Below are 22982 nucleotides of genomic sequence, written 5' to 3' on the forward strand. Positions count from 1 at the left end.
AGTATAGAGTAAGTAGGATTAAGAGTTAAGTGTTAAGAGTTAAGTTGTTATTGGCAAATTTTGGAATTGGAAATTAGGAATTTGTATTAAATGACTATCCACATTTCCTAATTCCCAATTCCAAATATCACTACAATTCAACAACAGTTGCTCCAAAACCTCCCATACTTGGAGGAGCATCGCTAAATGACTTTACTCTTGGATGATTTTTTAAAAACTCTCTAACGGCGCGTGCCAACTTTCCACTTCCTACCCCATGATAGATCAAAACTTCGTCAAAACCGGCCAAGAGAGAATCTGATAAAAATTTATCGGTTTTTTCCAACGCTTCGTCTACTCTAAGCCCGTGCAAATCTAGTTTAACCGATAATTTCTTAGGCTTACTTACGCTAACTTTTGGAGCCTGAGTTTTCTTTTTAACAGGATTTATTCTCTTTAACTCGTTTAAAGGAACTCTCATCTTTATCCCGTCAAAATCCACATAAGCCTCTTTAGCTTTTAGACTTAAAACGACTCCTCTGTTTTTTCTATATTTTACGCTATCGCCCACTTTTATATCTTCACTTATCTTTTTCTCTTTGATTTTAGCCTCTTTAGCTTTTTGGTGAGCCTTGTTTAAAAGCCTGTGGGCATCTTTAGTATCTTTGGCCTTGATAGCAGACTTTGCATCGCTTATAGCCTCTTGAAAAATACGAGAAAGTCTCTCTTTTTCTTCTTTTAATTGAGTAAATAGAGAGTGTCTCTCATCTTCTAGCGTTCTTCTCAAAAACTCGACTCTCTCAATCTCTTCTTGCAGTTTAGAGTTTTTCTTTCTAAGCTCTCTTTCTAGTTCGCTTCCTCTCTCAATCAGCTCACTCAGTTTTGCTTGATCTTCACCGTACTCTTCTATAGCTCTTTTGACGATATTTAACGGTATGCCATATCTTTTTGCGGTCTCAAAAGCGTAACTTTTTCCTATGATTCCTTGTAAGAACTCATAAGTTGGCGCACCTTTTTCCTCATCGTAAATTGCCGCTACTAGTTCCACTTCATCATAAGCTGCCATTAAAGAAGCCAATCTTTTATGATGCGTGGTGATAGCTATCTTGATATCTCTTTTCATCAGCTCTTCTAAAATAACCTTAAAAAGAGTAGCGGCCTCGTCGCTATCCGTTCCCAACTCTATCTCATCCACTCCTACAAGAGCCTCTCTTTTTTGAAAAAGCCTGCTAAACTCAAGCATCCTTCCAGCAAACGTAGAGATATCGTTTTTGACGTTTTGGGGATCTTCTATGATAGGGATTATCTCTTTAAATCTTCCTATTCTAGAACTTTTAGGATCAAGTTTCATCGGCAAAAGATATTTTGCCAAATATGTCGCGGCTAAGATAGATTTTAAAAGCATAGTTTTCCCACCGGCATTTACTCCGGTAATAATCAAAACCTTTTTACTAAAATCTACGCTTATAGGCTTTGGATTGGCAATGGCTGGATGGATAAAATCTTTTAAAACTATTTTATCGTCGTTTTTTGGCAAAATGAAAAAAAGATTTTTGGCTTTAGCAAAATTGACTCTTGCTTGATAATGATCAAACCTATCAAAAGCTCTGTTAATATACTCTATAAATTTTATCCATCTTAAAAAAACGGTACTGATCTTCTTTGCCCACTCTAGTCTAACCTCTTCTATCTGACTAATTATAGCGGCTTCTTTCTCTTTTAATTTGGTTATGGCTTCTGGTGCTACGTAAAAAAAACCTCCACTGCTTCTTCCTACGACCGTCCCTTTTAAAACATGATTGAATCCACCTCTTACAAGCAGTGTCTCCTCTTCGTTGACGTAGTGAATCTGCCTATCAACAAGATAGCCTTGTAGTTTGTTTGAGTTAAGAAGAGCTTGAAGTTTTTGACGAATCTGCTCTTTGTTCTGTTTTAGAGCCATCTGCAAAGATTCTAATCTATCGTCTATACTGACTCTTAATTCGCCTTTTTCGTCAAAGTAACCCTCGACCTCTTTTATCTCCTCGGGTATATTGATAGAGTCTATAAACTCTTTTATCTTTCCTTCGAACTTAACTCTTTTTAGATATAAAAAATATCTAAAAATCTTAACAAACTCAAAAATCTCTTCGAGTCTCAAGACTCCCTGTTTTTTTATATGCAAAATCTCAGTATCTAGAGTTTTAACGCTAACGGGAGCTTTAAACTCATACTTTTTTAGCTCATTAATAAAATTAAAATGAAGGTTTATATCCCCTTCTATAAATAGAGGCTTTTCTCTAGCTAAAAAAGATTTAAACTCATTTATAAAATCGACTAAATCTAACGCTTTTACTAACTCCAATCACCATTCCTTATCACAACTTCTTCTATTTTTAATCTTCCATCTTTTTTACTATTTATAAACCTATTCATATACACTACATCTATCTTATACTTTTCGTAAAGGGTTTTAATAAACTCCGTATCTGAGTTACTCTCCATCACAAAACAGCCTCTTTTATCGAGCTTGTTAAAAACTTCATACAATCTTTTTTGCTCCTCTTCCAAAAACGCCATATCTGTATATGAGGTAAAATTGGAAGTTTCATTTAAAGGATAATAAGGCGGATCAAAATAGATAAAATCCTCTTTTTTAGCGTACTCTAAAACTTTACTAAAATCTGCTACTTCTATAGTGGCGTTTTGCAAGGCATACGAAGCGTTTAATATAAGTTCTTCATCATAAATTTTAGGCTCTTTATATCTTCCGATAGGAACATTGAAAAAACCTTTTTTGTTGACTCTATAAAGTCCGTTAAAACAGGTTTTATTCAGATATATAAACCTTGCTGCTCTTAAAACTTCATCTAAATTTTTAAAATCATCTTTTCTATCCCACTCCCTAACCTCATAATAAAACTCTTTTGAGTGATTTGTCTGAAACTCTTTTAATCTTTTTAACAACTTTTCGGGACTATTTTTTACGACTAAATAGCTATTTATTAACTCTTCATTCTTATCAAATATAAATATCTGTTTATCTCTTAATAATCCTAAATTAAAAAGTTCAAAAAAAAGAGCTCCACCTCCAACAAACGGCTCAAAATAGTTATTGAAATTTTTTGGTATTAAAGGTAGCAGTTGCGAAACTAGTCCTCTTTTACCCCCTACCCATTTAACGAAAGGTTTAGCAACTATCTTTTTTTCCAACAACTTAACCATTATTGTTCAACCCTACACAAATCTATAGGTACTACAAGCCCTTCATATTTGGTTTTTTCTTTTCCAACAAAAACGAGTGTACCGCTGACGAAATTGAACTTATCGTTTGTTACGTTTACATCTTTGCATATCAAAACTTTTCCGTGGTTAAAACTATAAAGCAGCTTTTCGTGAAGTTTTCTCTTTTTATCCTGATACAAACTATACCCTAAGATCAAAATCCATCCAAGAAGCAGCGAAAGTACAATAGACACTTTCAATCTTTTTGTAAGTCCGGTAAAAAAATATACAACTACTCCTATAACACCAAAAATTAGAAGCAAAAATATAACAAGATACAAAAACGCCACTACTTCATTCCTCTTAGCTGATAAGTAATATCTCCGGCACCAAACCCCACAATTAAACCTTTGGCTATTTTTGCTATATGATTTTTATCCTTAAAAAGAAGGATTTTTTTATCCTCTTTTTTTACAAAGTCGGCAAATATCGGGTTGTATCTTCTGAAATATTTTTCAAAATCTATTTTTATCTCATCCTCACCGGCACTCCAAACTGGTAAAATAACAAGTTTTGTACTTCCTTCAAAACACTCTACAAATCTATGAAGATTATCAACGGTTCTAGAATATTTATGGGGCTGCCATATAACGGTAATCTCATCAATACCTTTTAATTTTGCGTACTCTTTCAAAGAGCTCATCGTCGCTTCGATTTCGGTAGGGTGATGCCCGTAATCGTCTATCACGATAAAAGAGTCCTCTTTTTGGACGATATCAAACCTCTTTTTTATACCTTTATAACTTTTTAGATTCTCTTTTATCTCATCTAAACCTATCTCGTTCATAGCGGCTAAAATAGCTAAAGACGCATCCAAAGCTATATGTTCTCCAAAACCCCAAACATCAAACTCGCCAAAATCTCTTAGCTCAAACCTGATATAAGGTTCGTCATCTTTTAAAAAATGCTTCTTTACTTTGATATCTTTTTTAGGATTTAATCTTATCGCTTCTAGATCAAGATTTTTCAAAAAGAGATCATCATCATTTATAACTCTTATCTTCGAAATTTTTAAAAACTCTTTGTAGGTATCGTAAAAAAGATCTAGATTATGGTTATAAAACTCCATATGTTCAGGTTCGGCATTTGTAACTATACAAAGATAGGGGTTTGTGTTTAAAAAGCTGGCGTCACTCTCATCCGCTTCAAAAACTACGATGTCGCTTTTTGGATTGTATCTTACGTTCGATTTAAAATCTTTCGATTCGGCACCTATTATAGCATTTGCATCTTTTAAGACAGAAGCCAAAATGGCGCTTGTTGTACTTTTACCGTGAGCTCCGGCAACGGCGTAAACCTTTTTACCTCTAAGTATCAAAGGAAGAGCCTCTCTTCTAGATAGAGTCTTAATACCTCTTTTTTTAGCCTCTTGAAGCTCTACGTTTGAGCTTTTAACGGCGGCAGAGTAGATAACTATATCTTGGTCTTTGATATTCTCTTTTTTTTGAGGAACATCTACTTTGATTCTAAGTTTTCTTAGAGACTCAGTAATAGGTCCTTCAAACATATCAGACCCGCTTACTTCATACCCTTCAAAATGTAAAAATCTTGCAAGTCCGCTTAGCCCTATTCCGCCTATGCCTATAAAATGTATTTTCACTGACTAGCTCCGGATAGTTTTTCTATTTTTTTCAGCTCTTTATTTATCAAATCTCTCTCACTCTTTAAAAACTCTTCGCCTTTTTTCGTAAATTTGTCAAAAAATAGGCTGTTTTCATCTAGTTTTTCATGATCTACGTAATTTTGTATAAATTCATCTAAAGAGACTTTTTTTGCCGTGAGACCAAGAGCCAAAAACATTCCCCTTTGAAGAGACTCATCTCCTATAACGTAAGATAAAATCAAAAAAAGTTCGTTTGCACCTTTATACTCTTTTCTATCCCATCTCTCAAGAGCATGCTCATATATGGCTCTAGCGGTATAGAGATCACTATCTTTGGATATATCAAAAACTTCGCCTTTTGTAAGCATATCCGCCAAAGTATCAAAAGCCTTCTCCAAGATCTTTTGATAAAGCAGATCTATATCTTCTTCATCCATATCAAGAGCCAAGTAAGTATCTAAAACATCATAAAGCTTGACTATATCTTCATTTTTCAACGCCTCTTTTTTCTCTTTTTCCAAATTTGCTAAAAAATCTTTATCCATTTTAAGTCTTGTTAAATTTGCTTCCATTAAAACTTTTCTCCTTTCATTGCCTCTTTAAGTCTTTGTAACGCCTCTTTTGTTTTTTTCTCACTATATACAAGAGCAATTCTAACATATCCTTTACCTATTCCCTCTCTACCCAAAAAAGAACCGGGCAAAACTTTTACGTTATACTCTTTATAAAGTTTTTTAGTAAATTCTAAATCATCTCCTACTTCCAACCAGAGATAAAAAGTAGCCTTTGGAGGTAAAACTCCCAAAATCTCTTTTGCTAGTTTAAAATTTTTTCTATATATGTCTCTATTTTTAACCACGTGAGTCTCATCTCTCCAAGCTTTTGTCGCAGCCATCTGCAAAGGCAAAGGAGAAGCGCAACCTACATAGGTTCTATAGCGCATATAGTCTTGTAAAATCTTTTCATCTCCCGCTATAAAACCGCTTCTAAGTCCGGGCGCTGAGCTTCTTTTTGAGATAGAGTTAACTACTAAAATATTTTTAAATTCACTGTTTCCAACCTCCAAACTAGCTTCCAATAGCGACGCTGGAGGAGCAAAATCGTATATTTCGCTATAACACTCATCGTTTAATAAAACAAAGTTATATTCTAAAGCGGCTTTTACCCACTCTTTGAGCTCATCCATCTCCATAACCGAACCTGTGGGATTATTGGGAGAGTTTATGATGACAAAATCTACCTCTTTTAAAGTTTTTTCGTCAATTTTAGGTTTAAAACCGTTCTCTTTGGTTAGATTTAGATAAAAAATCTTCGCGCCACAAGCTTTCGCCGCACCTTCATATATCTGATAAAAAGGGTTTGTAAAGGCCATTTTCGGAGATAGTTTCTCCTTTAGTAAAAATTGAGGAAAATTAAAAAGCACCTCTCTAGTTCCAAAGGTCGGTATGATTTGAGAAAATTTCAGTTTTAGAGAGTATCTATTTTCTATAAACTCTAATATTGCCTCTTTTAAAACATCTTCTCCGGCACTTTTTGGATATTTGTTCAACAAAGAAGCATTTTTGCACAGCTCATCCTGAATAAATTTAGGAGTTTCAAACTGAGGTTCCCCTATAGTCAAAACTATAGGATGGCAACTTTCGTTGGGCTCTATATCTGACAAAAGCTCATTGAGCTTTTCAAAAGGGTATTTTTCAAATCTCATTTTTCTTCCTCAAAACAGATTTTTTTCTTTACAATTTTACCGTCTCTTTTTATCTTAAGTTGCGCACACTTTTTAATAAAAATCAACTCTAGTCTCAAATCGGCTAGATTTTTTACACTCTTCTCATCAATCTGAACTATTTCATCCCCTTTCTTAAGACCTGCTTTGGATGCGGCGGAATCTTTTGAGACTTTATCTACTACCAATGTTTTATCATCTTTTAGATAGACTCCTAGTTTCTTCTCTTTTGGAAGATCAATATGAGGCGGATAGAGGATAAAATCGGCAATTTTCGGTTTTAGTTTGTCATTTTGCAAAACTATCTTATAGTCTTTGACTCCTCTTCTTTTTATCCTATCTGGTATCCCATAACCAAACCTAAGATGCCCGTTTCCGGCTAAAACCACCATCTGAAAATCGGGGTGGGATTTTAAAAAATTTGCAATATTATCGGCCATCGTCTCATCCCAAAGTACTTGAGCGTAAAAAAAGTTTTCAAAATTTTTAAAACTCTTTTTTGCGTGAGCTTCATAAATCTGTCTCATATACTGTCTATAAACCAGATTTGTAAAATCCATTGATTTGGGAAGTTCTTTCATCTCTTTTTTTGTAAGAGCGTCTATACCCTCTTTAGCCACCTTTTTACTTATCTCTTTTCTTACGTTTAAAGCTACAATCTTGATCCTGTGCTTTTTAGCGTATAAGATAATAGGTCTATATAGATTGTAATCATACTTCCATCTTTTAAAATACTCGGTTTTTTTCAGCATCTCTTTTTCGCTTATTTTGCCATCGATAAACAGATCTAGATACTTTTGAAACGGTTGTTGGAACATCTCCATACCGATAGCCACTTTTTTGCCGGATTCATAAAGAGCTTTAATGATCTTTAACTGATTTACGTGGTTGGAATATAGAGTATGATTTTCTCCTACAAAAATAACTTTTGAATCTTTTATATTATCTATAAGATTATCAAAATCGTCTTTTACGTCCACTTTGACTATATTGGTGGCTCCATCAAGATGATACTCTGCACCCTTTTGAGAAGGCTTGATATATCTTTTAAAATTTTTTCCTTCAAAAACCACTACGGAGTATTTTCCAAGATGTTTTAAGAGTCTGATATTTCTTTGGAGATTTCTATCGCCGTCAAAAACTAAAACAAATCTCCGTTCATTTAAAGGATTTCTAAAAACTTCGACTTTAGAGTCCCCCTCTTTTTTAAAATCTATAGCAAACTTTTTTAAAAAAGGAGTTCTCCCCAATATAAACAGATCGCTCTTTTCCATCACACTATAATCAACATCTTTAGAACTTTTAACGTTTTTGAAAAGTTTCAGAATCGATTTATACTTTTTCTTATCGTCACATATCACTATAAGATTTTCGCTTCCTAAAACTTCGGATATTACCGGCGGTATCTCAAAAGATTGAAGTTTCCTAAAAACTTGATACTCTCTATCCACAACTATTTTTACAGGAGCAAAATCCGTATATAAAGAGTGTTTTGTCTTTTTAGAATCTATCAAAAACTTTTTACACTCCTTTTTAGAGCATACCCAAACCGGCAAATCTATATCATACTCATTTGAAACCAGATCAAAACTGGTTTTATATCGTTCATCCTCAAAAGAGAGTTTGATGTTTCTTAGATGAAAGTCAAATGCGCCTTTTCTATATACCCACTGCAAAAAAAAGTCCTCTAAATCTTTGTTAGAGACTTCTGAAAAGATTTTTTTTAGGTCGTTAAAAGTAGCCTCTTTGAATCTATACTTTTTTAAAAGCTCTCTAACTCCTTTGTTAAAATCTTTTTCGCCTATATAGTTTGATAACATATAAAAAAAGAAAGCCCCTTTTCCGTAACCTACCGCATTTTTATCCTCATAAGTTTTATATTCGAAATCGGCTAGCGTTATTTCGTTATCTTTATTTACGTAAGAGTCGTATTTGATGAGTATATTTTTTCTATATTTCGATCCTTCGCCTCTATTTTTGGCATAAAGCATATCAGAATAGTAGGTGGTAAGCCCCTCTACCCAGTTACCGATTTTTGGAGAGTAAACATAGTTTCCGAACCACTGATGGACTATCTCGTGTCCCAACGACTCGTTCAATACAAAATCTTTGTTGATAATCGGCTCTCCTATTACACTCATCGTAGCCATAGAGTAGCCGCCAGGGTAAGGAATCTCTACTATATTAAAAACAGGATATGGCAAAAATCCGAAAATCTTTTTATAGTAGTCAAAATACTCAAAACTTTTATCGATATATTTTTGACTCAAAAAAGAGTCTTTTTTATAAAAATATGTGGAGATCTCAAGCTCTTTTCTCTTTTTGGTATCGACTACAAAATCTTTGGAAGCTATGATATATAGGTTTTTTAAAGGTTTGTCAAAAACGAATCGATCCTCTTTTTTTGAAGTATATTGCATTATCGGGATATATTTGCCAAAATCGACTTTTACATTATAAGTACATCTTTTCTCAACTTTCGGATACCAACTATCAAGAAGCATCAATGTGCCCATTATCGGTCTAGTTTTATAACTAAACTCTATTTCTAAAGGCTTTTTTGAAGTTTTTAAATATTTTGGATAGTCGCTCAATAACAAACTACCGTTTTTTATACTACTTATCTTGGCTTTTGTAGGATCTAACTCTATAGATTTGTTAAAGTCCAAAAAAGCTTTTCCAAAAATTTTGCCATTTTCAAACTTAATATCAAGCTCGTATCTGCACACTGAAGCCCATATGAAAACTGGCAAAAACAGAAATATAAACACTCTCATACCAATCCTTTATTAAACTATTTTGGCATTTCGAACTTCTGGACTATAAAATCTCCATCAGAATTAAAATATAGATAAAATAGTCTATCTTTTTTAACACTAAGTCCTGCAAGATACCTTATGGCCAAATTTGCCTCGAAAGATGCTACCAACATAACTATAGGTGCTGCAATCCCCGCCGGAGTTCTATCAGTTACTTTGAAAGCTTTGAAACTGCTCTTTTCAAAAAAACATACCTGGCCGTTGAACTCTTCTACACTTCCATAAATCCAAGGAACTCCACTCTCTTTGCTAAACTCGTCAATTTCGGCTCTTGAGTGAAGATTGTCGGTACAGTCGATAATCAAGTCATACTCAAAAGATCTCTTTTTAAATTCAGTAAAACTTTCCGTAAACGCTCTAGCCTTTACATAAGGGCATCTATCTTCTATAAGTTTTGCCAAGACTTCGGATTTGTACTTACCTTCATCTTCTACTTTAAAAGCTATCTGCCTGTGTATATTGTGAACTGAAACTTCATCAAAATCTACAAGATATAACTCTCCAATCCCGCTTGCGCCAAGAGCAATACCAACGGAACTTCCAAGTCCACCGCAGCCTATAACCGCAACTTTTTTATCTTGCAATGAAACCTGAACTTCCTCTCCCCAAAGCTGTATCTGTCTTTTAAAATATTCTTGCATTTTTAATCCTTCCAATCCAAAATGATTATTTTATACAGTTATTCGCATATCGTTCTACCGTTCACAGTTGCTCTAAACCCCCAAGCTTTTTTACACTCCTTTATATATTCTTTATCGATATCACAGATAAGCAGCTCCTCTTTATCGGTAAGAATCGACTCTATTTTTCCGTTTGGATCAACACACATACTCTCGCCATAAAAGTTCCATTTTGTTTTTTTATCTAAATATTCTCCTATTCTATTTGCTCTTAAAATATAATGATTTCCAAGATATGCCCTGGTTTTTAAAATCTCTCTCCATCTTTGATTGGATTCGAAAGTAGAAACAGTAGGAAGAAGTACTACATCCACGTTTTTTTTAGAGAACTGATCGAAAAAGTAATTAAAATGAAGTTCAAATCCACCTATTACGCCAAACTTTACGCCATCTATCATAAAAGTAATGGGAGGTTTTAAACAGTCTGTAGGATTTGCAAAAAACTTTTTTTCGTTCCAGTGTTTATAATCTATAAGTATTTGCTGAAGATAATATTGAGTCTTTTTAGGAAAAAATATAGCTACATTTTTGTAAGCTTTTTCCTTTTGAATCGTAACAAGCGGTGCAACAATAGTAAGTTCATATTTTTTCGCCAACTCTTTTAAATTTTTTATCTGGTGCAAACTCTGTTCTTTGATCATACTTAGCGGAGTCTTTTCAAGCTCTTTAAAAAATCTATTTAAAACATACTCGCCAAGCAACAAAAGTTTTACATCTTTTAGTTTACACGCTCTAAGGTAGTAGTCCAATCTATTCGAGCTCATTCCAAGATAGGCCGTTTGTAGTACCGCTACTTTCATATAGACTCTCTTTATTTTCGATTTAAAAAATGAGTTTACCGTTAACTTTATACTTCCTTACTCACCGTTTTGCGTCTCTTTTTCAACCTCTTCAATCTCAAGCTTCGCGTTTTCAAGGAGCTCTTGCGCCTCTTTTAAAGCTTTAATACCCTCTTTATAAAGTTTAACGCTTTCAGCAAGCGTGATTTCGGGATTCATCAAAGACTCTAACATTTTTTTTGCATACTCAATTTTTTCTTCAAACTCTTTACTTGTCATATCTTTTCCTCGATTATCGCGTTTATATAGTCACTGAACTTATCTACTTCAACCAAAAAGGAGTCATGACCATAATCGCTTTTTACTTCATAATACTCAGCAAGTTCACACTTGCCAACCTTATCCATAGCTTCTTTAATCTCTTTCATCTCTTCTGGCAAAAAGAGTATATCTTTTTCAAAACCTATAAGATAAAGTTTTGATCTGACAACTTCTAATGCCTCTTCCAAAGAGTCAAAACCTCGACTTAAATCGAAAATATTAATCGCCTTGGTTATATAAAGATAACTTAGCGGATCAAACCATTTAGAGAAGTTGTAACCGTTATATTCTAGATATCTTTCTACTTCGAATCTTCCAAAAAGCTCGTATAAACCTTCATTAGCCACATAAGCTCTGCCAAATTTTCTATCCATTGAGTAGTGACTCAAAAAACTTATATGTCCGGCCATTCTTCCTATAGCAAGTCCGCTTAATCCTTGCTCTTTTAGTTCTTCAGGTTCATAGTTTCCATCTTTAAACAAAGGGTCTCTTAAAATTGCTTCTTGAGCTACTTTATTGAAAGCTATAACCCAAGGTCTTGTTGCGTGAGTGGCCGCTAAAGAGATGATATGTTTTGCCAACCCCGGGAAATCAACCGCAAATCTAAGCGCTTGCATACCTCCCATCGATCCGCCGATTACTGCGTGAATTTTATCGATTCCAAGTTTGGAAAGAAGTATGCGTTGAGCTTTTACCATATCTTTAATAGTTACTACGGGAAATTTGAATCTATAAGGTTTGTTATCGGGATACATAGGTGACAAAGGCCCAGTAGAGCCAAAGCAGCTTCCTATTACGTTTGTACAGATAACGAAAAACTTTGTAGTATCTACTGCTTTGCCGTCGCCTATTAATGAATCCCACCATCCAGGTTTTCTATCTCCCTCATATCTTCCTGCGGCATGATGAGAACCGCTAAGAGCATGACAGACCAAGATTGCATTGCTTTTTTCTTCGTTTAGTTCACCATAAGTTTCATAAACAATCTCATAAGGCTCTAAGATCCTTCCGCTCTCTAAATATAGTGGATTTGTAAATTTAGCTTTTTTTGTAGTTATTTCCAATTATAACCTCATCCTATTTTTGAAAATTGCCCTATTATACCCAAGAGCGGTTAATAAAGAGATAAATTATCTATAAGAAATCGAAGTTTTGAAGTTAGTATAAACCCAAAGGGTTTATACATGATAGTTTGGCGCCTCTTTTGTGATAGTTACATCGTGAACATGAGACTCTTTCAGACCGGCTGAAGTGATCTCAACAAATTCTGCTCTCTCTTGAAAATTTTTTATATCCTTAGCACCTACATAACCCATAGATGATCTAAGACCACCAATAAGCTGGTGTACTACGTTGGAAATTTTTCCTCTGTAAGGAACCATTCCCTCTATACCCTCAGGAACAAGTTTATCAGCAGCGGTTCCTTCTTGAAAATATCTATCAGTACTTCCTTTCGTCATAGCGCCTATACTTCCCATCCCTCTGTATGTCTTATATTGTCGTCCCTGATACATTACTACTTCTCCAGGACTCTCTTCGGTTCCAGCTAATAAACTTCCTATCATAACCGAACTAGCCCCAACAGCCAAAGCTTTGGCCACATCTCCCGAATATTTTATACCGCCATCAGCAATTATAGGAACATCATACTCCATAGCAACCTGGGCACACTCGTCAATAGCGCTTATTTGAGGAACACCAACTCCAGCTACGATTCTTGTAGTACATATACTACCCGGACCTATTCCAACTTTTACAGCATCAGCCCCAGCTTCAATCAAGTCGGCCGTAGCCTCCGCAGTAGCTACGTTTCCAGCAATAACATCTATCTCTAAAGTATCTTTTATGGCTTTTAGAGTATCGATAATTCCTTGAGAATGTCCGTGAGCCGAATCTAAAACTAAAACGTCAACTCCCGCTTCAACCAAAGCACGAGCACGTTCAAGCTGATTTACTCCTATAGCCGCTCCAACTCTTAATCTTCCGTAAGCATCTTTATTGGCGTTTGGATACTCGATCCGTTTTTTAATATCTTTGATAGTGATAAGTCCTTTTAGATATCCTTCATCATCAACAATAGGTAATTTTTCTATTTTATGTTTATGCATAATTTCAGCAGCCTCTTCAAGAGTGGTTCCCTGTTTCGCAGTCACAAGAGGAGCTTTAGTCATCACTTCACTAACTTTTTTCGTATAGTCTCTCTCAAATCTCATATCCCTGTTAGTTAAAATTCCTAAAAGTTTTTTGTGCTGATCAACTACGGGAACGCCGCTTATTTTATACTCGCTCATCAATTTTTCCGCATCTTCTAAAGTAGCTTCAGGATGTACAAAGATAGGATCTATGATAACTCCGCTCTCGCTTTTTTTAACTCTTTTTATCTCTAAAACTTGTGACTCTATATCCATATTTTTATGAATTATTCCTATACCCCCTAGTCTTGCCATAGCAATCGCCGCTCTATGCTCTGTTACAGTATCCATAGCAGCGGAAACCAAAGGTATATTTAAAGTTACATTTTTAGTAAGTCTAGTTCTAATATCTACCTCTTTAGGCAAAACTTTTGAATGTTTGGGAACCAAAAGTACATCTTCAAAAGTTAAGGCTCTTTTTCTGATTCTCATTTTCTCTCCTCTAAGTTCGTTTCGTAACTTAACTCTCTATTTATTATCTACCAATACACTAATATACCAATAAACCAATTACTAACCTACTACTAAACTATTTCAACGCTCTTTCCAAACTCATAGCGCCATCAAAAACAGACTGCTCGTCAAAATGTTTTCCTATTAGTTGAAGCCCAACAGGAAGCCCTTCTTTAGTTTCGTCAACAGGCAAACTTATAGCAGGGAGTCCAGCAAGATTGACCCCTATAGTATATACGTCGCTAAGATACATCTCAAGAGGACTCTTTTTACTTCCAAACTCAAAAGCAACAGTTGGAGCAACTGGTGATAGTATAAGATCTACCTCTTCAAAAACTTTTTTATACTCATCTTTTATCAAGTATCTTACTTTTTGCGCTTTTATGTAGTAAGCATCGTAATAGCCGCTAGATAGTACAAATGTTCCAAGAAGGATTCTTCTTTTTACCTCGTCTCCAAAACCTTCGGTTCTAGTTTTTTGATACATCTCTTTTAAACTTTTTGCTTCGGCTCTAAATCCGTATCTAACCCCGTCATATCTACTAAGATTAGTACTAGCTTCCGCCATTGCGGTAATGTAATATGCCGCAATGTCGTATTTTGCATCCATTAAAGAGACTTCAACTATTGTATGTCCCTCTCTTTTTAAAGCTTCTATTGCTTTATCATACGCCTTTTGAACTTCATCGCTCGCATCTTTAATATAGTTCGGAACAATACCTATTTTCATTTTTCTGTTAGGATTTAAATTTGGCGCTACCGGAATATGCTCTATCTGAGCACTTGTGCTGTCTTTTGGATCATATCCCGCTATTATGTCATAAAGAAGAGCGGCATCTTCAACATTTTGAGTCATAGGACCTATCTGATCTAAACTACTACCGTATGCGGCAAGACCATATCTGCTAACTCTTCCGTAAGTAGGTTTCATACCTACGATTCCACAAAAAGCAGCAGGTTGGCGTATACTTCCTCCAGTATCGCTTCCAAGAGCGGCAATAGCCACTCCGGCAGCTACTGCAGCGGCACTTCCACCACTACTTCCTCCAGGTACTCTAGAGTGATCTTTCGGATTTAGAGTTTTTCCGTAAAAACTGGTTTCTGTAGAACTTCCCATAGCAAACTCATCCATATTTGTCCTACCAAATGGCGAAAGTCCGGAACTTTTTAACTTTTCTACAACTGTGGCGTTATAAGGAGCAACATATCCTTGCAAGATTTTACTTGCACAAGTGATACTCCATCCCTCTACCTGAATATTATCTTTTATAGCTATAGGAATACCCTCTCCTGCTTCTTTTACATCAATATATGCATTTATATCTCTGGTCTCTTCAATTTTTTCAACCAAATCTTTTTTAAGTTCTTTTAGTTCATCTTTATTTAACCGCAAAGCCTCTTTTAAAGTAATCAACTCTTCCTCCTATATCTGTTTACAAAAAATATCCCCATACCCGTTATTACTACAAAAAATAGTATCGCCAAAATTATCGCTTCAGCCGAAACCGGTTTAGTTAGATCCATCTATCACCTTTTTACATCTATCACAAAGTCCGTTATCCTCTAAAGCCTTGTATTTCCAACATCTCGGACACTTATGCATTGCAGCTCTTCTTATATCAAACTTCTCTTTACCAACCTCGAAACTTCCCAAAATCTCCTCGCCTATCTCTTTATCCACGCCGCTAACGATAAACCAGTCCTCTCTTTCAGTCTCAGGAAGGCTCAAAACCTTGTTACTATTAGTTGCTATAACAAGTTCAAGAGAGTTTTTAACGATTTTCTCTTTTTTAAGACTATCTACTATTTCATTGAATTTTCTTCTCGCCTCAAGCATAAACTCTTCATCAAAATCACTTTCAATTTTAGGCAAAGAGATATATTCGAAGTCAAAAATATCTTCTTTGTTATCTTTTAACACTTTCGGCGCATGCTCTACTATCTCATCAGCCGTATATGTCAAAACAGGTGCAATAAGTCCTAAAAGCGATCTTGCAATCAAAGCCATAGCGCTTTGACTAGCACGCCTGTGAGGATCATCAAGAGCGTCACAATAGAGTCTGTCTTTACAAACATCTAGATAAATTCCGCTAAATTCGTTAACGATAAAATTATTTAACAGATTGAAACCTTTTGAAAACTCATAATTTTTAAAATTATTCTCAACCTCATCCAGAATCTCTTTTGCCTTTTTAAGAATCCATTTATCTAAAACTCCAAAATCTTCTATAATACTCTCAAGATCGTTAATATTTGCCAGCATAAATCTAAATGTATTTCTAAGTTTTCTATACTGCTCGGCAATCTGTTTTAAAATGTTTTCGCTTATTTTGAGATCGCTTTGATAATCGCTCATCGCTACCCAAAGGCGTAGGATCTCTACACCGAATTTTTTGGCAACATCTTGCGGAGCAACAACGTTGCCTTTGGATTTACTCATCTTTTCACCCTTCTCATCAACCGTAAATCCATGGGTAAGGATCGCTTTAAAAGGAGCTTTATGCTCTATAGCAGAACTTACCAACAAAGAGCTTTGAAACCATCCTCTATGTTGATCACTTCCCTCAAGATAGAGTTCGGCTGGATATCTCCCGCAATCATATTTTCCACTCTTTAAAACCGCATACCAAGTAGAGCCGCTATCAAACCAAACATCTAAAATATCGTTTACTTTCTCTAGATCTTCCGGATTGAGACCGCTTCCAGGGTATAACAGATCTTTTATCTCAAAGGAGTACCAAGCATCCGCTCCAAATTTTTCAAAAATCATTGCTATATAGTTTAAAACTTTCTCATCTAATACGACTTCTCCCGTCTTTTTATTTCTAAAAAAAGCTATCGGAACTCCCCAGTCACGCTGACGGCTTATGCACCAATCCGGTCTATTTTCTACCATCGATTTTAGTCTATTTCTACCCCACTCAGGATAAAACAGTGTTTTTTCTATCTCTTTTAAAGCCAACTCCCTTAAACTCTTTTCTTCTCCTTTTGGAGCTTTGTCAACAGCTATAAACCACTGTTTTGTAGCCCTGAAAATTACAGGTTTGTGTGTTCTCCAGCAGTGAGGATATGAGTGTTTTATCTCCTCTTTTAATAAAAGCTTATCTCCTAAAAGCTCTAAAATCTTATCATTTGCTTCAAAAACGTTAACCCCTACAAACTCCTGAGGGTTAGGCAAAAGATTTTCTCTTATAATAGTTTCATCAAATCTTCCCTCATCATCGACAGGCATTATAATCTCAAGGCCATATCTAAGACCAACTCTATAGTCATCCTCACCATGTCCCGGAGCCGTATGAACTGCTCCTGTTCCGCTATCCATGGTTACATGTTCACCAAGAACTATTTTAGATTCTCTTTTGTTAAGTGGATTTTCGGCAAAAAGCCCTTCCAAATTTTTTGCTTCAATCTCTTTTTTAATATCCCCTTTTACCACACCTTTTTCTTTTAAGTTTTCATACAGTTTTTCGGCAACTATATAGCCGTCCTTAGTTAAAACATACTTCTCTTGAGGATTTAGAGCAACTGCTACGTTTGCAGGAAGTGTCCAAGGAGTAGTAGTCCATATAACTATAGCGGCCTTATCTTCTTCTATATTTTTTAGCGCTTCATCCTTTAGCCAAAAGGCTACGTAAATAGAAGGAGAAACTTTGTCCTCATACTCTACTTCAGCTTCTGCCAAAGCAGTTTTTGCCGCCCAACTCCAGTAAACCGGTTTGTTCCTCTCAACCAAAAGACCTTTTTTGGCTATTTCGCATAATGCTCTGTAGATGTTTGCCTCAAATGTAAAATCCATAGTTAAATATGGCTTTTCCCAATCGGCCACCACACCTAATGACTTAAACTCCTCTTTTTGTATCTGAACAAACTTTTTTGCGTGTTCTCTGCAAAGCTCTCTAATTTTCGTTTTTGGCAAAGACTCTTTTTTCTTAGTTCCTAGCTTTTTTTCTATCTGCTGTTCTATAGGAAGTCCGTGACAATCCCAACCCGGAGTAAATCTCACCGCATTACCGCTAAAATAGTTGAATTTGACTATTATATCTTTTAAGATTTTATTTAGCGCATGTCCAATGTGTATATGTCCGTTTGCATAGGGAGGTCCATCATGAAGCGTAAATAGTTCTCTATTTTCTCTGTTTTTTATCATCTTTTTATAAACATCTTTTTCAAACCAACTTTTATATCTTTTAGGTTCGTTTTGAGGAAGATTTCCTCTCATCGGGAAAGTGGTTTTCGGTAAAAGAAGAGTATCTTTATAATCCATATATTTTCCTCTTTAAGAATATTTTAAAATATGCTTATTTTACAAAAAATGTAATTAAGAAGCGCTGAGATTTGGATATAATATTGAGTAATGAGGATCACCCACCAATCTAAGGAATAAACCATGAAAAACATATTGATAACCGTAGGAAAAAATTTAAAAGAGAATCAGGAATTTATTGAATACATCAAAAGAGAATCCTACGCAAAATTTGGAATAATCGATTCACTAATCTTTTTAGAGGATAACGACAAAGATCTTTTTATAGAAATAAGTGAAGCTTATCAAAAATATAATAATATTTTAATAGCGACAAACTCTTCAACTTACCCTATAGTTAGCAAAATAGTAGCTACTATTTTTGACGATACTCTTATTGCGGAAAATAATATTTTAATACCTTCTAAAAGCCAAAAATTTGAAAAAAACTCTTTTTTAATAGAAGACGAACGAAAAATTAACGTTATAAAGGTTGAAGAACTTAAAAAACTTCCTCCAATTTTTTTAGAGAATAGAGTCGAATATGCTGTTTTAAATATTTTTAATATCGATTTAAATGAGATAGAAAAAAAGCTTTCCAATCTTGCAAATACGTATGAAATTAATCTAACATATACCGAAGTTACGAACAAATGGATAAGAGTTTACGCAAAAAACTCTAAATTTGGCGATCTTGCAATGTTTGTGCAAAATGCAAAACTACTTATGCCAAATAATCTTGTAGTAGCAGAAAATATTTTTGAATACCTAATAGAAAGACTTAGCGCAACTAAAAAGCATATAACCTTTGCCGAAAGTTGTACAGGAGGACTTTTAGCCTCAATGCTAACAAAATTTCCCGGAAGTTCTAACGTTTTTAAAGGCTCTTTGGTTACTTACGCAAACGAGATTAAAAGTGCATGGCTTGGAGTAAAAATAAATACATTAAAAGAACATGGAGCAGTTAGCGAAGAAACCGTACGGGAAATGCTTAAAGGGGCTTTAAAAGTTAGTGAAAGCGATTTTGCATTGGCTATAAGCGGTATAGCCGGTCCCGGAGGCGCCACTCCTACAAAACCCGTAGGTACTGTAGTAATAGGCGCAAAGAGCAAAGACAAAGAGATAGTGGAAACTCTTCATTTTAGCGGTGATAGAAATTATATACAGTTTCAAGCTTCAATGTATGCTATAAAACTTCTATTTGATATTGCTCAAGAGGAGCTTTTTTAGAATTTTGGAAAAAATTTTTGAAATTTTTTCCAAAAAAGTATTGACAAATGAAATTTTTTTGCTTATAATTTCACTCACGTTTGCAACGGAAAGCCCGAAAGAGGGACTCTTAAAGCACTTTGACCCGTTAGCTCAGCTGGTAGAGCATCTCCCTTTTAAGGAGAGGGCCGTTGGTTCGAATCCAACACGGGTCACCACTTAAGCCTTTAGCTAAGATTTTAGTTTTAGCTAAAGGCTTTTTTTCGCTATGACCCCTTCATCTAGTGGCCAAGGATGCCACCCTTTCACGGTGGTCACAGGGGTTCAAATCCCCTAGGGGTCGCCATATATCGGTCGCTTAGCTCAGTTGGTAGAGCGCTTGCCTTACAAGCAAGTGGTCAGTGGTTCGAGTCCACTAGCGACCACCATAAGACTTTTTTTTGACAACTGCTTGTCAAAAAAAGCAACACACTAAGAAGCTTTTTTGTTTAAGTAGAGCTTAAGCGATTGCATAGAAAAAAAGCGGTTAAATGCTGTATTCTTTGGAGCCGTAGTTCAGTTGGTTAGAATGCCGGCCTGTCACGCCGGAGGTCGCGGGTTCGAGTCCCGTCGGCTCCGCCACTAATACTTCCTTACTCTTAAAAATCATTATGTCTTAAAAGTTGTTACTGTAGAGCTCTTTTTTTAAACTTACAAGAAATAGATCTCATTATAAAAAAGCTGTAATTAACTCTTTTATTCTTTCAAATAGCGACTCTTTTTTATTTTTTTCGATTGCAATATCCAATATCACATCTTTTTCCGTAAAATCTTTTTTTACAATCCTTGCTTCAAAATTTTTCAACAGATACTCCAGTTTGGAAAAATTCTCATAACGAGTGCTGACTTTTAGATTTTCATACTCTATATATTTTTCAAATTCCGCGCTCAAAACAGCTTCGGTTACAGCTTTTGTATAGGCTTTGACAAGTCCTGAAGCTCCAAGTTTTATTCCTCCGAAATATCTTACGATAATGACGGCACAATTTATGAGATTTTGGGAAGTTAAAACATTTAGCGCAGGCTTGCCGGCCGTATTTTTAGGTTCACCGTCATCACTCTGGTTTTCCACAATCTGTCCATCTTTAAGATATCTATAAGCCCAAACATAGTGTATAGCTTTTGGGTGCTCTTTTCTTAGTTTTTCTATAGTTTTATAAAAATCTTCATAATGCACTAAATATGTTAAAAACTTTGACTTTTTTATCTCATAACAGATAGAGATCTCTTTTTTAAGTACTCTCATAATCCTCTTATAAAGTCTTTTAAAATTTTTTCATGATCAAAAACAAGTTTATCAAACAAAATCTCTTCTAGTTTATAGACCATAGCTTTTTTTGCGTCATCACTTCCAACCGGAACTCCCATCGCGTTACAAACAAATACGCAAGAAGCGGTATGAAACCTTGGATCTCTATCTGGAGCGCTATAAACACCTAAAAGTCTCTCTATATTTACATCTAATAGAGTCTCTTCTTTCATCTCTCTTATCAATGCCTCTTCAACACTCTCGCCCACATCTACAAAACCGCCGGGAAGAGCAAGACCTAAAGGTGGATTTTTTCTCTCAATCAAAACTATTCCTTCAAACCTGTCTTTGTTAAAAATTTTAATTATCCCATCTACCGTTAAAAAAGGAGTTTGAATGTTCACATTGTCTCCTTCAAATTTTTAAGTACTTCATCATTTTATCGCTCGAGCAATTTTTTCAAACTGTTTAAAGAGTTAGTATTTAAAATATCCTCTTTTTCACACCACCCTCTTCTTGCTTGATAAATACCGTATTTCATATAATCGAGTGTAAAAATATTGTGCGCATCAGTTGATACGGCCATTTTTATCCCCATATCTTTTGCCATTTTAACATATATGTCGCTTAAGTCTAACCTCTCAGGCTGGGCATTTATCTCAAAAAAACAACCGTTTTGTTTTGCATAAGTAAAAACCTTTTCAATATCAAACATATACCCTTCTCTCTCTCCAATAAGCCTTCCTGTAGGATGTGCCAAAATATTAAAATAGGGATTATCCATAGCTTTTAAAATTCTCTTAGTCTGTTTCTCTCTTGAGAGATTGAACTTAAAATGAATAGCTCCAACCACTATATCGAGTCTTTTTAAGACCTCATCACTCAAGTCCAAAGTTCCATCTTCCAAAATATCTACTTCGATACCTTTTAGGATAGTGATGTTTTTAAGTTTCTCATTTATTCTTTCGATCTCTTCAATCTGTTCCAAAACTCTCTTTTCATCTAATCCTTTCGCTACAGTTACCCTTTTTGAATGATCGGTAATAGCAATATATTCGTAACCTCTATCCATTGCGGCTTTTGCCATCTCTTCTATACTGTTTTTGCCGTCCGTATATTTAGTATGGATATGAAGGTCTCCTTTTATATCTTCTAAAGTTACAAGTTTAGGAAGTTTGCCCTCTTGAGCTGCCTCTATCTCGCCTCTATTTTCTCTAAGTTCTGGTTCTATATAACAAAGACCAACACTTTTATATAACTCTTCCTCACTTTTACCGGCAACTCTTTGCGATCCCTTAAAAACCCCGTATTCATTGATTTTAAGACCAAGTTTTACGCCAATCTTTCTTATCGCTATATTGTGAGCTTTGGAACCTGTAAAGTAGTGCAAAGCGGCTCCGAAACTATCTTCGGGAACACTTCTTAAATCGACCTGCAAATTTGATTTTAGTATAACGGTGCTTCTAGTAGGCCCCTTTGAAACAATCTCCTTAACACCTTCATATTTTACAAAATGATTCGTAACTTCATCCCAATTTTTTGCCGCTATCACAATATCAAGATCACCCACTGTCTCTTTTTTTCTTCTATAGCTTCCAGCCACTTCAATGAAGATAATACCTTCTATCTTCTTTAGATACTCTACCAAATCTTTAGCATAATTTTCGGCAACATCATATCTAAATCTCTCTCCCACTTTTTTAGCAAGTTTTATACCCTTTAATATCTTTTTAACCAAAGTCGGACCAAAACCAGGAAGTTTTTCAATCTCTTTACTGCTAGCGGCTCTTTTAAGATCTTCCATAGATTCAATATGCAATTTTTCATAAAGTGTTTTAATCCTTTTGGGACCAAGCCCTTCGATGGCCAACATCTCTACAAGATGAGGCGGTATCTCCTTTTCAAGTTCCTCCAATTTTGAAAATTTTCCTGTAGTTGTAATTTCTCTTAAATATTCGCTCAAATCATGGCCGATACCCGGGAGTTTTGTTAGATCATATCCCTCTTTTACTAAATCCGATATAGATTTTCCAATATTTTCTATAGTTCTAGCCGCATTTCTGTAAGCCCTGATTTTAAAAGGATTTTCTCCTTTTATCTCCAAAAGATCGGCCGTTTTTTTAAAAATTGCGGCAATCTCAGCGTTTGTTACAGCCATAAAATTAGCCTTTATGGGGATTATAAAAAATTATAGTAGATAAAAATAAAAATATAGTTTAAATCTAAATTATTACTTATTAGACTTGATATAAGCACCTAGTGCCATTATCAAAAAACCGGCACCAAAAAGCATATATGAAGAGCTTTCTTCCACTTCAACACAACCTATAGAGAGTTGATTAAAAGCTATAACCATCATTGCAAAACCAAGAAGATAGAGAAGTTCACCCTTACTACATTTCTTACATCCCATTTCTACCCTCTACTTT

At 35.1% G+C, this 22982-nt stretch carries 19 protein-coding genes and 4 tRNA genes; 5 read left to right on the forward strand and 18 right to left on the reverse strand.

Annotation, left to right across the window (positions count from 1 at the left end; genetic code table 11):
- Positions 1-130: 130 nt before the first annotated feature.
- The 14 genes from NIL_RS06960 to ileS form a co-directional block, all read right to left on the reverse strand.
- A complete protein-coding gene (locus NIL_RS06960; RefSeq protein WP_187647084.1) occupies positions 131-2323 on the reverse strand; it encodes an endonuclease MutS2 in 2193 nt (730 codons plus the stop codon).
- On the reverse strand, positions 2314-3183 hold the full coding sequence (locus NIL_RS06965) for a DNA adenine methylase (protein ID WP_187647085.1): 870 nt from the start codon (positions 3181-3183) through the stop codon (positions 2314-2316). The genes NIL_RS06960 and NIL_RS06965 overlap by 10 nt, the downstream gene beginning before the upstream one ends.
- Positions 3183-3533 (reverse strand): hypothetical protein, encoded by a 351-nt coding sequence (locus NIL_RS06970; RefSeq protein WP_187647086.1) that lies wholly within the window; start codon positions 3531-3533, stop codon positions 3183-3185. Before NIL_RS06970 ends, NIL_RS06965 begins: the two co-directional genes overlap by 1 nt.
- The gene (gene murC, locus NIL_RS06975; RefSeq protein ID WP_187647087.1) at positions 3533-4843 is read right to left on the reverse strand and encodes a UDP-N-acetylmuramate--L-alanine ligase; all 1311 of its coding nucleotides are present in this window, start codon (positions 4841-4843) and stop codon (positions 3533-3535) included. The genes NIL_RS06970 and murC overlap by 1 nt, the downstream gene beginning before the upstream one ends.
- Positions 4840-5418 carry a hypothetical protein gene (locus NIL_RS06980; protein WP_187647088.1) on the reverse strand — a complete coding sequence of 193 codons (579 nt, stop codon included), beginning with the start codon at positions 5416-5418 and terminating at the stop codon, positions 4840-4842. Before NIL_RS06980 ends, murC begins: the two co-directional genes overlap by 4 nt.
- Complete coding sequence (locus tag NIL_RS06985) at positions 5418-6551, reverse strand: succinyldiaminopimelate transaminase (RefSeq protein WP_187647089.1); 1134 nt, start codon at positions 6549-6551, stop codon at positions 5418-5420. The genes NIL_RS06980 and NIL_RS06985 overlap by 1 nt, the downstream gene beginning before the upstream one ends.
- Positions 6548-9346, reverse strand: a complete 2799-nt coding sequence (locus tag NIL_RS06990) for a ChaN family lipoprotein (protein ID WP_187647090.1) — start codon at positions 9344-9346, stop codon at positions 6548-6550. Before NIL_RS06990 ends, NIL_RS06985 begins: the two co-directional genes overlap by 4 nt.
- Before the next feature lie 17 nt (positions 9347-9363).
- A complete protein-coding gene (locus NIL_RS06995; RefSeq protein ID WP_187647091.1) occupies positions 9364-10029 on the reverse strand; it encodes a HesA/MoeB/ThiF family protein in 666 nt (221 codons plus the stop codon).
- A 38-nt stretch (positions 10030-10067) separates the two neighbouring features.
- A complete protein-coding gene (locus tag NIL_RS07000; protein WP_187647092.1) occupies positions 10068-10868 on the reverse strand; it encodes a carbon-nitrogen hydrolase family protein in 801 nt (266 codons plus the stop codon).
- A 57-nt stretch (positions 10869-10925) separates the two neighbouring features.
- A complete protein-coding gene (gene xseB / locus NIL_RS07005; RefSeq protein WP_187647093.1) occupies positions 10926-11126 on the reverse strand; it encodes an exodeoxyribonuclease VII small subunit in 201 nt (66 codons plus the stop codon).
- A complete protein-coding gene (gene metX / locus NIL_RS07010; protein ID WP_187647094.1) occupies positions 11123-12232 on the reverse strand; it encodes a homoserine O-acetyltransferase MetX in 1110 nt (369 codons plus the stop codon). The genes xseB and metX overlap by 4 nt, the downstream gene beginning before the upstream one ends.
- Before the next feature lie 114 nt (positions 12233-12346).
- Positions 12347-13792 (reverse strand): IMP dehydrogenase, encoded by a 1446-nt coding sequence (gene guaB / locus NIL_RS07015; protein ID WP_187647095.1) that lies wholly within the window; start codon positions 13790-13792, stop codon positions 12347-12349.
- Between the two features lie 97 nt (positions 13793-13889).
- Positions 13890-15227 carry an Asp-tRNA(Asn)/Glu-tRNA(Gln) amidotransferase subunit GatA gene (gene gatA, locus NIL_RS07020; protein WP_187647096.1) on the reverse strand — a complete coding sequence of 446 codons (1338 nt, stop codon included), beginning with the start codon at positions 15225-15227 and terminating at the stop codon, positions 13890-13892.
- A 96-nt stretch (positions 15228-15323) separates the two neighbouring features.
- Positions 15324-18077, reverse strand: coding sequence for an isoleucine--tRNA ligase (ileS, locus tag NIL_RS07025; RefSeq protein ID WP_187647097.1), 2754 nt, complete (start codon positions 18075-18077; stop codon positions 15324-15326).
- A gap of 123 nt (positions 18078-18200) precedes the next feature.
- On the opposite strand from ileS, the gene NIL_RS07030 reads away from it, so the two are divergent.
- The 5 genes from NIL_RS07030 to NIL_RS07050 all read left to right on the forward strand — a co-directional run bounded on the left by NIL_RS07030 (position 18201) and on the right by NIL_RS07050 (position 19886).
- Positions 18201-19286, forward strand: a complete 1086-nt coding sequence (locus tag NIL_RS07030) for a CinA family protein (protein ID WP_187647098.1) — start codon at positions 18201-18203, stop codon at positions 19284-19286.
- Between the two features lie 121 nt (positions 19287-19407).
- Positions 19408-19483, forward strand: a tRNA-Lys gene (locus NIL_RS07035).
- Between the two features lie 52 nt (positions 19484-19535).
- Positions 19536-19611, forward strand: a tRNA-Glu gene (locus NIL_RS07040).
- Between the two features lie 6 nt (positions 19612-19617).
- Positions 19618-19693 (forward strand) — tRNA-Val (locus NIL_RS07045).
- Positions 19694-19809: 116 nt separating this feature from the next.
- A tRNA-Asp gene (locus NIL_RS07050) sits at positions 19810-19886 on the forward strand.
- 88 nt (positions 19887-19974) lie between these two features.
- Here the strand turns inward: NIL_RS07050 and NIL_RS07055 are convergent.
- From NIL_RS07055 to NIL_RS07070, 4 genes are all read right to left on the reverse strand, one after another.
- The gene (locus NIL_RS07055) at positions 19975-20550 is read right to left on the reverse strand and encodes a YigZ family protein (protein ID WP_187647099.1); all 576 of its coding nucleotides are present in this window, start codon (positions 20548-20550) and stop codon (positions 19975-19977) included.
- Positions 20547-20957, reverse strand: a complete 411-nt coding sequence (locus NIL_RS07060) for an NUDIX domain-containing protein (protein WP_187647100.1) — start codon at positions 20955-20957, stop codon at positions 20547-20549. Before NIL_RS07060 ends, NIL_RS07055 begins: the two co-directional genes overlap by 4 nt.
- Positions 20958-20992: 35 nt before the next feature.
- A complete protein-coding gene (polX, locus tag NIL_RS07065) occupies positions 20993-22711 on the reverse strand; it encodes a DNA polymerase/3'-5' exonuclease PolX (RefSeq protein WP_187647101.1) in 1719 nt (572 codons plus the stop codon).
- Positions 22712-22783: 72 nt separating this feature from the next.
- Positions 22784-22966 (reverse strand): hypothetical protein, encoded by a 183-nt coding sequence (locus tag NIL_RS07070; RefSeq protein ID WP_187647102.1) that lies wholly within the window; start codon positions 22964-22966, stop codon positions 22784-22786.
- Positions 22967-22982 lie beyond the last annotated feature (16 nt).

Source organism: Nitrosophilus labii (assembly GCF_014466985.1).
Classification (GTDB): Bacteria; Campylobacterota; Campylobacteria; order Campylobacterales; family Nitratiruptoraceae; genus Nitrosophilus_A; species Nitrosophilus_A labii.

Coding starts and splice junctions, on each gene's coding strand:
- NIL_RS06965 (WP_187647085.1), bottom strand. CDS start 3,183: ATGGTTAAGTTGTTGGAAAAAAAGATAGTTGCTAAACCTTTCGTTAAA.
- NIL_RS06980 (WP_187647088.1), bottom strand. CDS start 5,418: ATGGAAGCAAATTTAACAAGACTTAAAATGGATAAAGATTTTTTAGCA.
- NIL_RS06985 (WP_187647089.1), bottom strand. CDS start 6,551: ATGAGATTTGAAAAATACCCTTTTGAAAAGCTCAATGAGCTTTTGTCA.
- NIL_RS06990 (WP_187647090.1), bottom strand. CDS start 9,346: ATGAGAGTGTTTATATTTCTGTTTTTGCCAGTTTTCATATGGGCTTCA.
- NIL_RS06995 (WP_187647091.1), bottom strand. CDS start 10,029: ATGCAAGAATATTTTAAAAGACAGATACAGCTTTGGGGAGAGGAAGTT.
- NIL_RS07000 (WP_187647092.1), bottom strand. CDS start 10,868: ATGAAAGTAGCGGTACTACAAACGGCCTATCTTGGAATGAGCTCGAAT.
- xseB (WP_187647093.1), bottom strand. CDS start 11,126: ATGACAAGTAAAGAGTTTGAAGAAAAAATTGAGTATGCAAAAAAAATG.
- guaB (WP_187647095.1), bottom strand. CDS start 13,792: ATGAGAATCAGAAAAAGAGCCTTAACTTTTGAAGATGTACTTTTGGTT.
- ileS (WP_187647097.1), bottom strand. CDS start 18,077: ATGGATTATAAAGATACTCTTCTTTTACCGAAAACCACTTTCCCGATG.
- NIL_RS07030 (WP_187647098.1), top strand. CDS start 18,201: ATGAAAAACATATTGATAACCGTAGGAAAAAATTTAAAAGAGAATCAG.
- NIL_RS07055 (WP_187647099.1), bottom strand. CDS start 20,550: ATGAGAGTACTTAAAAAAGAGATCTCTATCTGTTATGAGATAAAAAAG.
- polX (WP_187647101.1), bottom strand. CDS start 22,711: ATGGCTGTAACAAACGCTGAGATTGCCGCAATTTTTAAAAAAACGGCC.
- NIL_RS07070 (WP_187647102.1), bottom strand. CDS start 22,966: ATGGGATGTAAGAAATGTAGTAAGGGTGAACTTCTCTATCTTCTTGGT.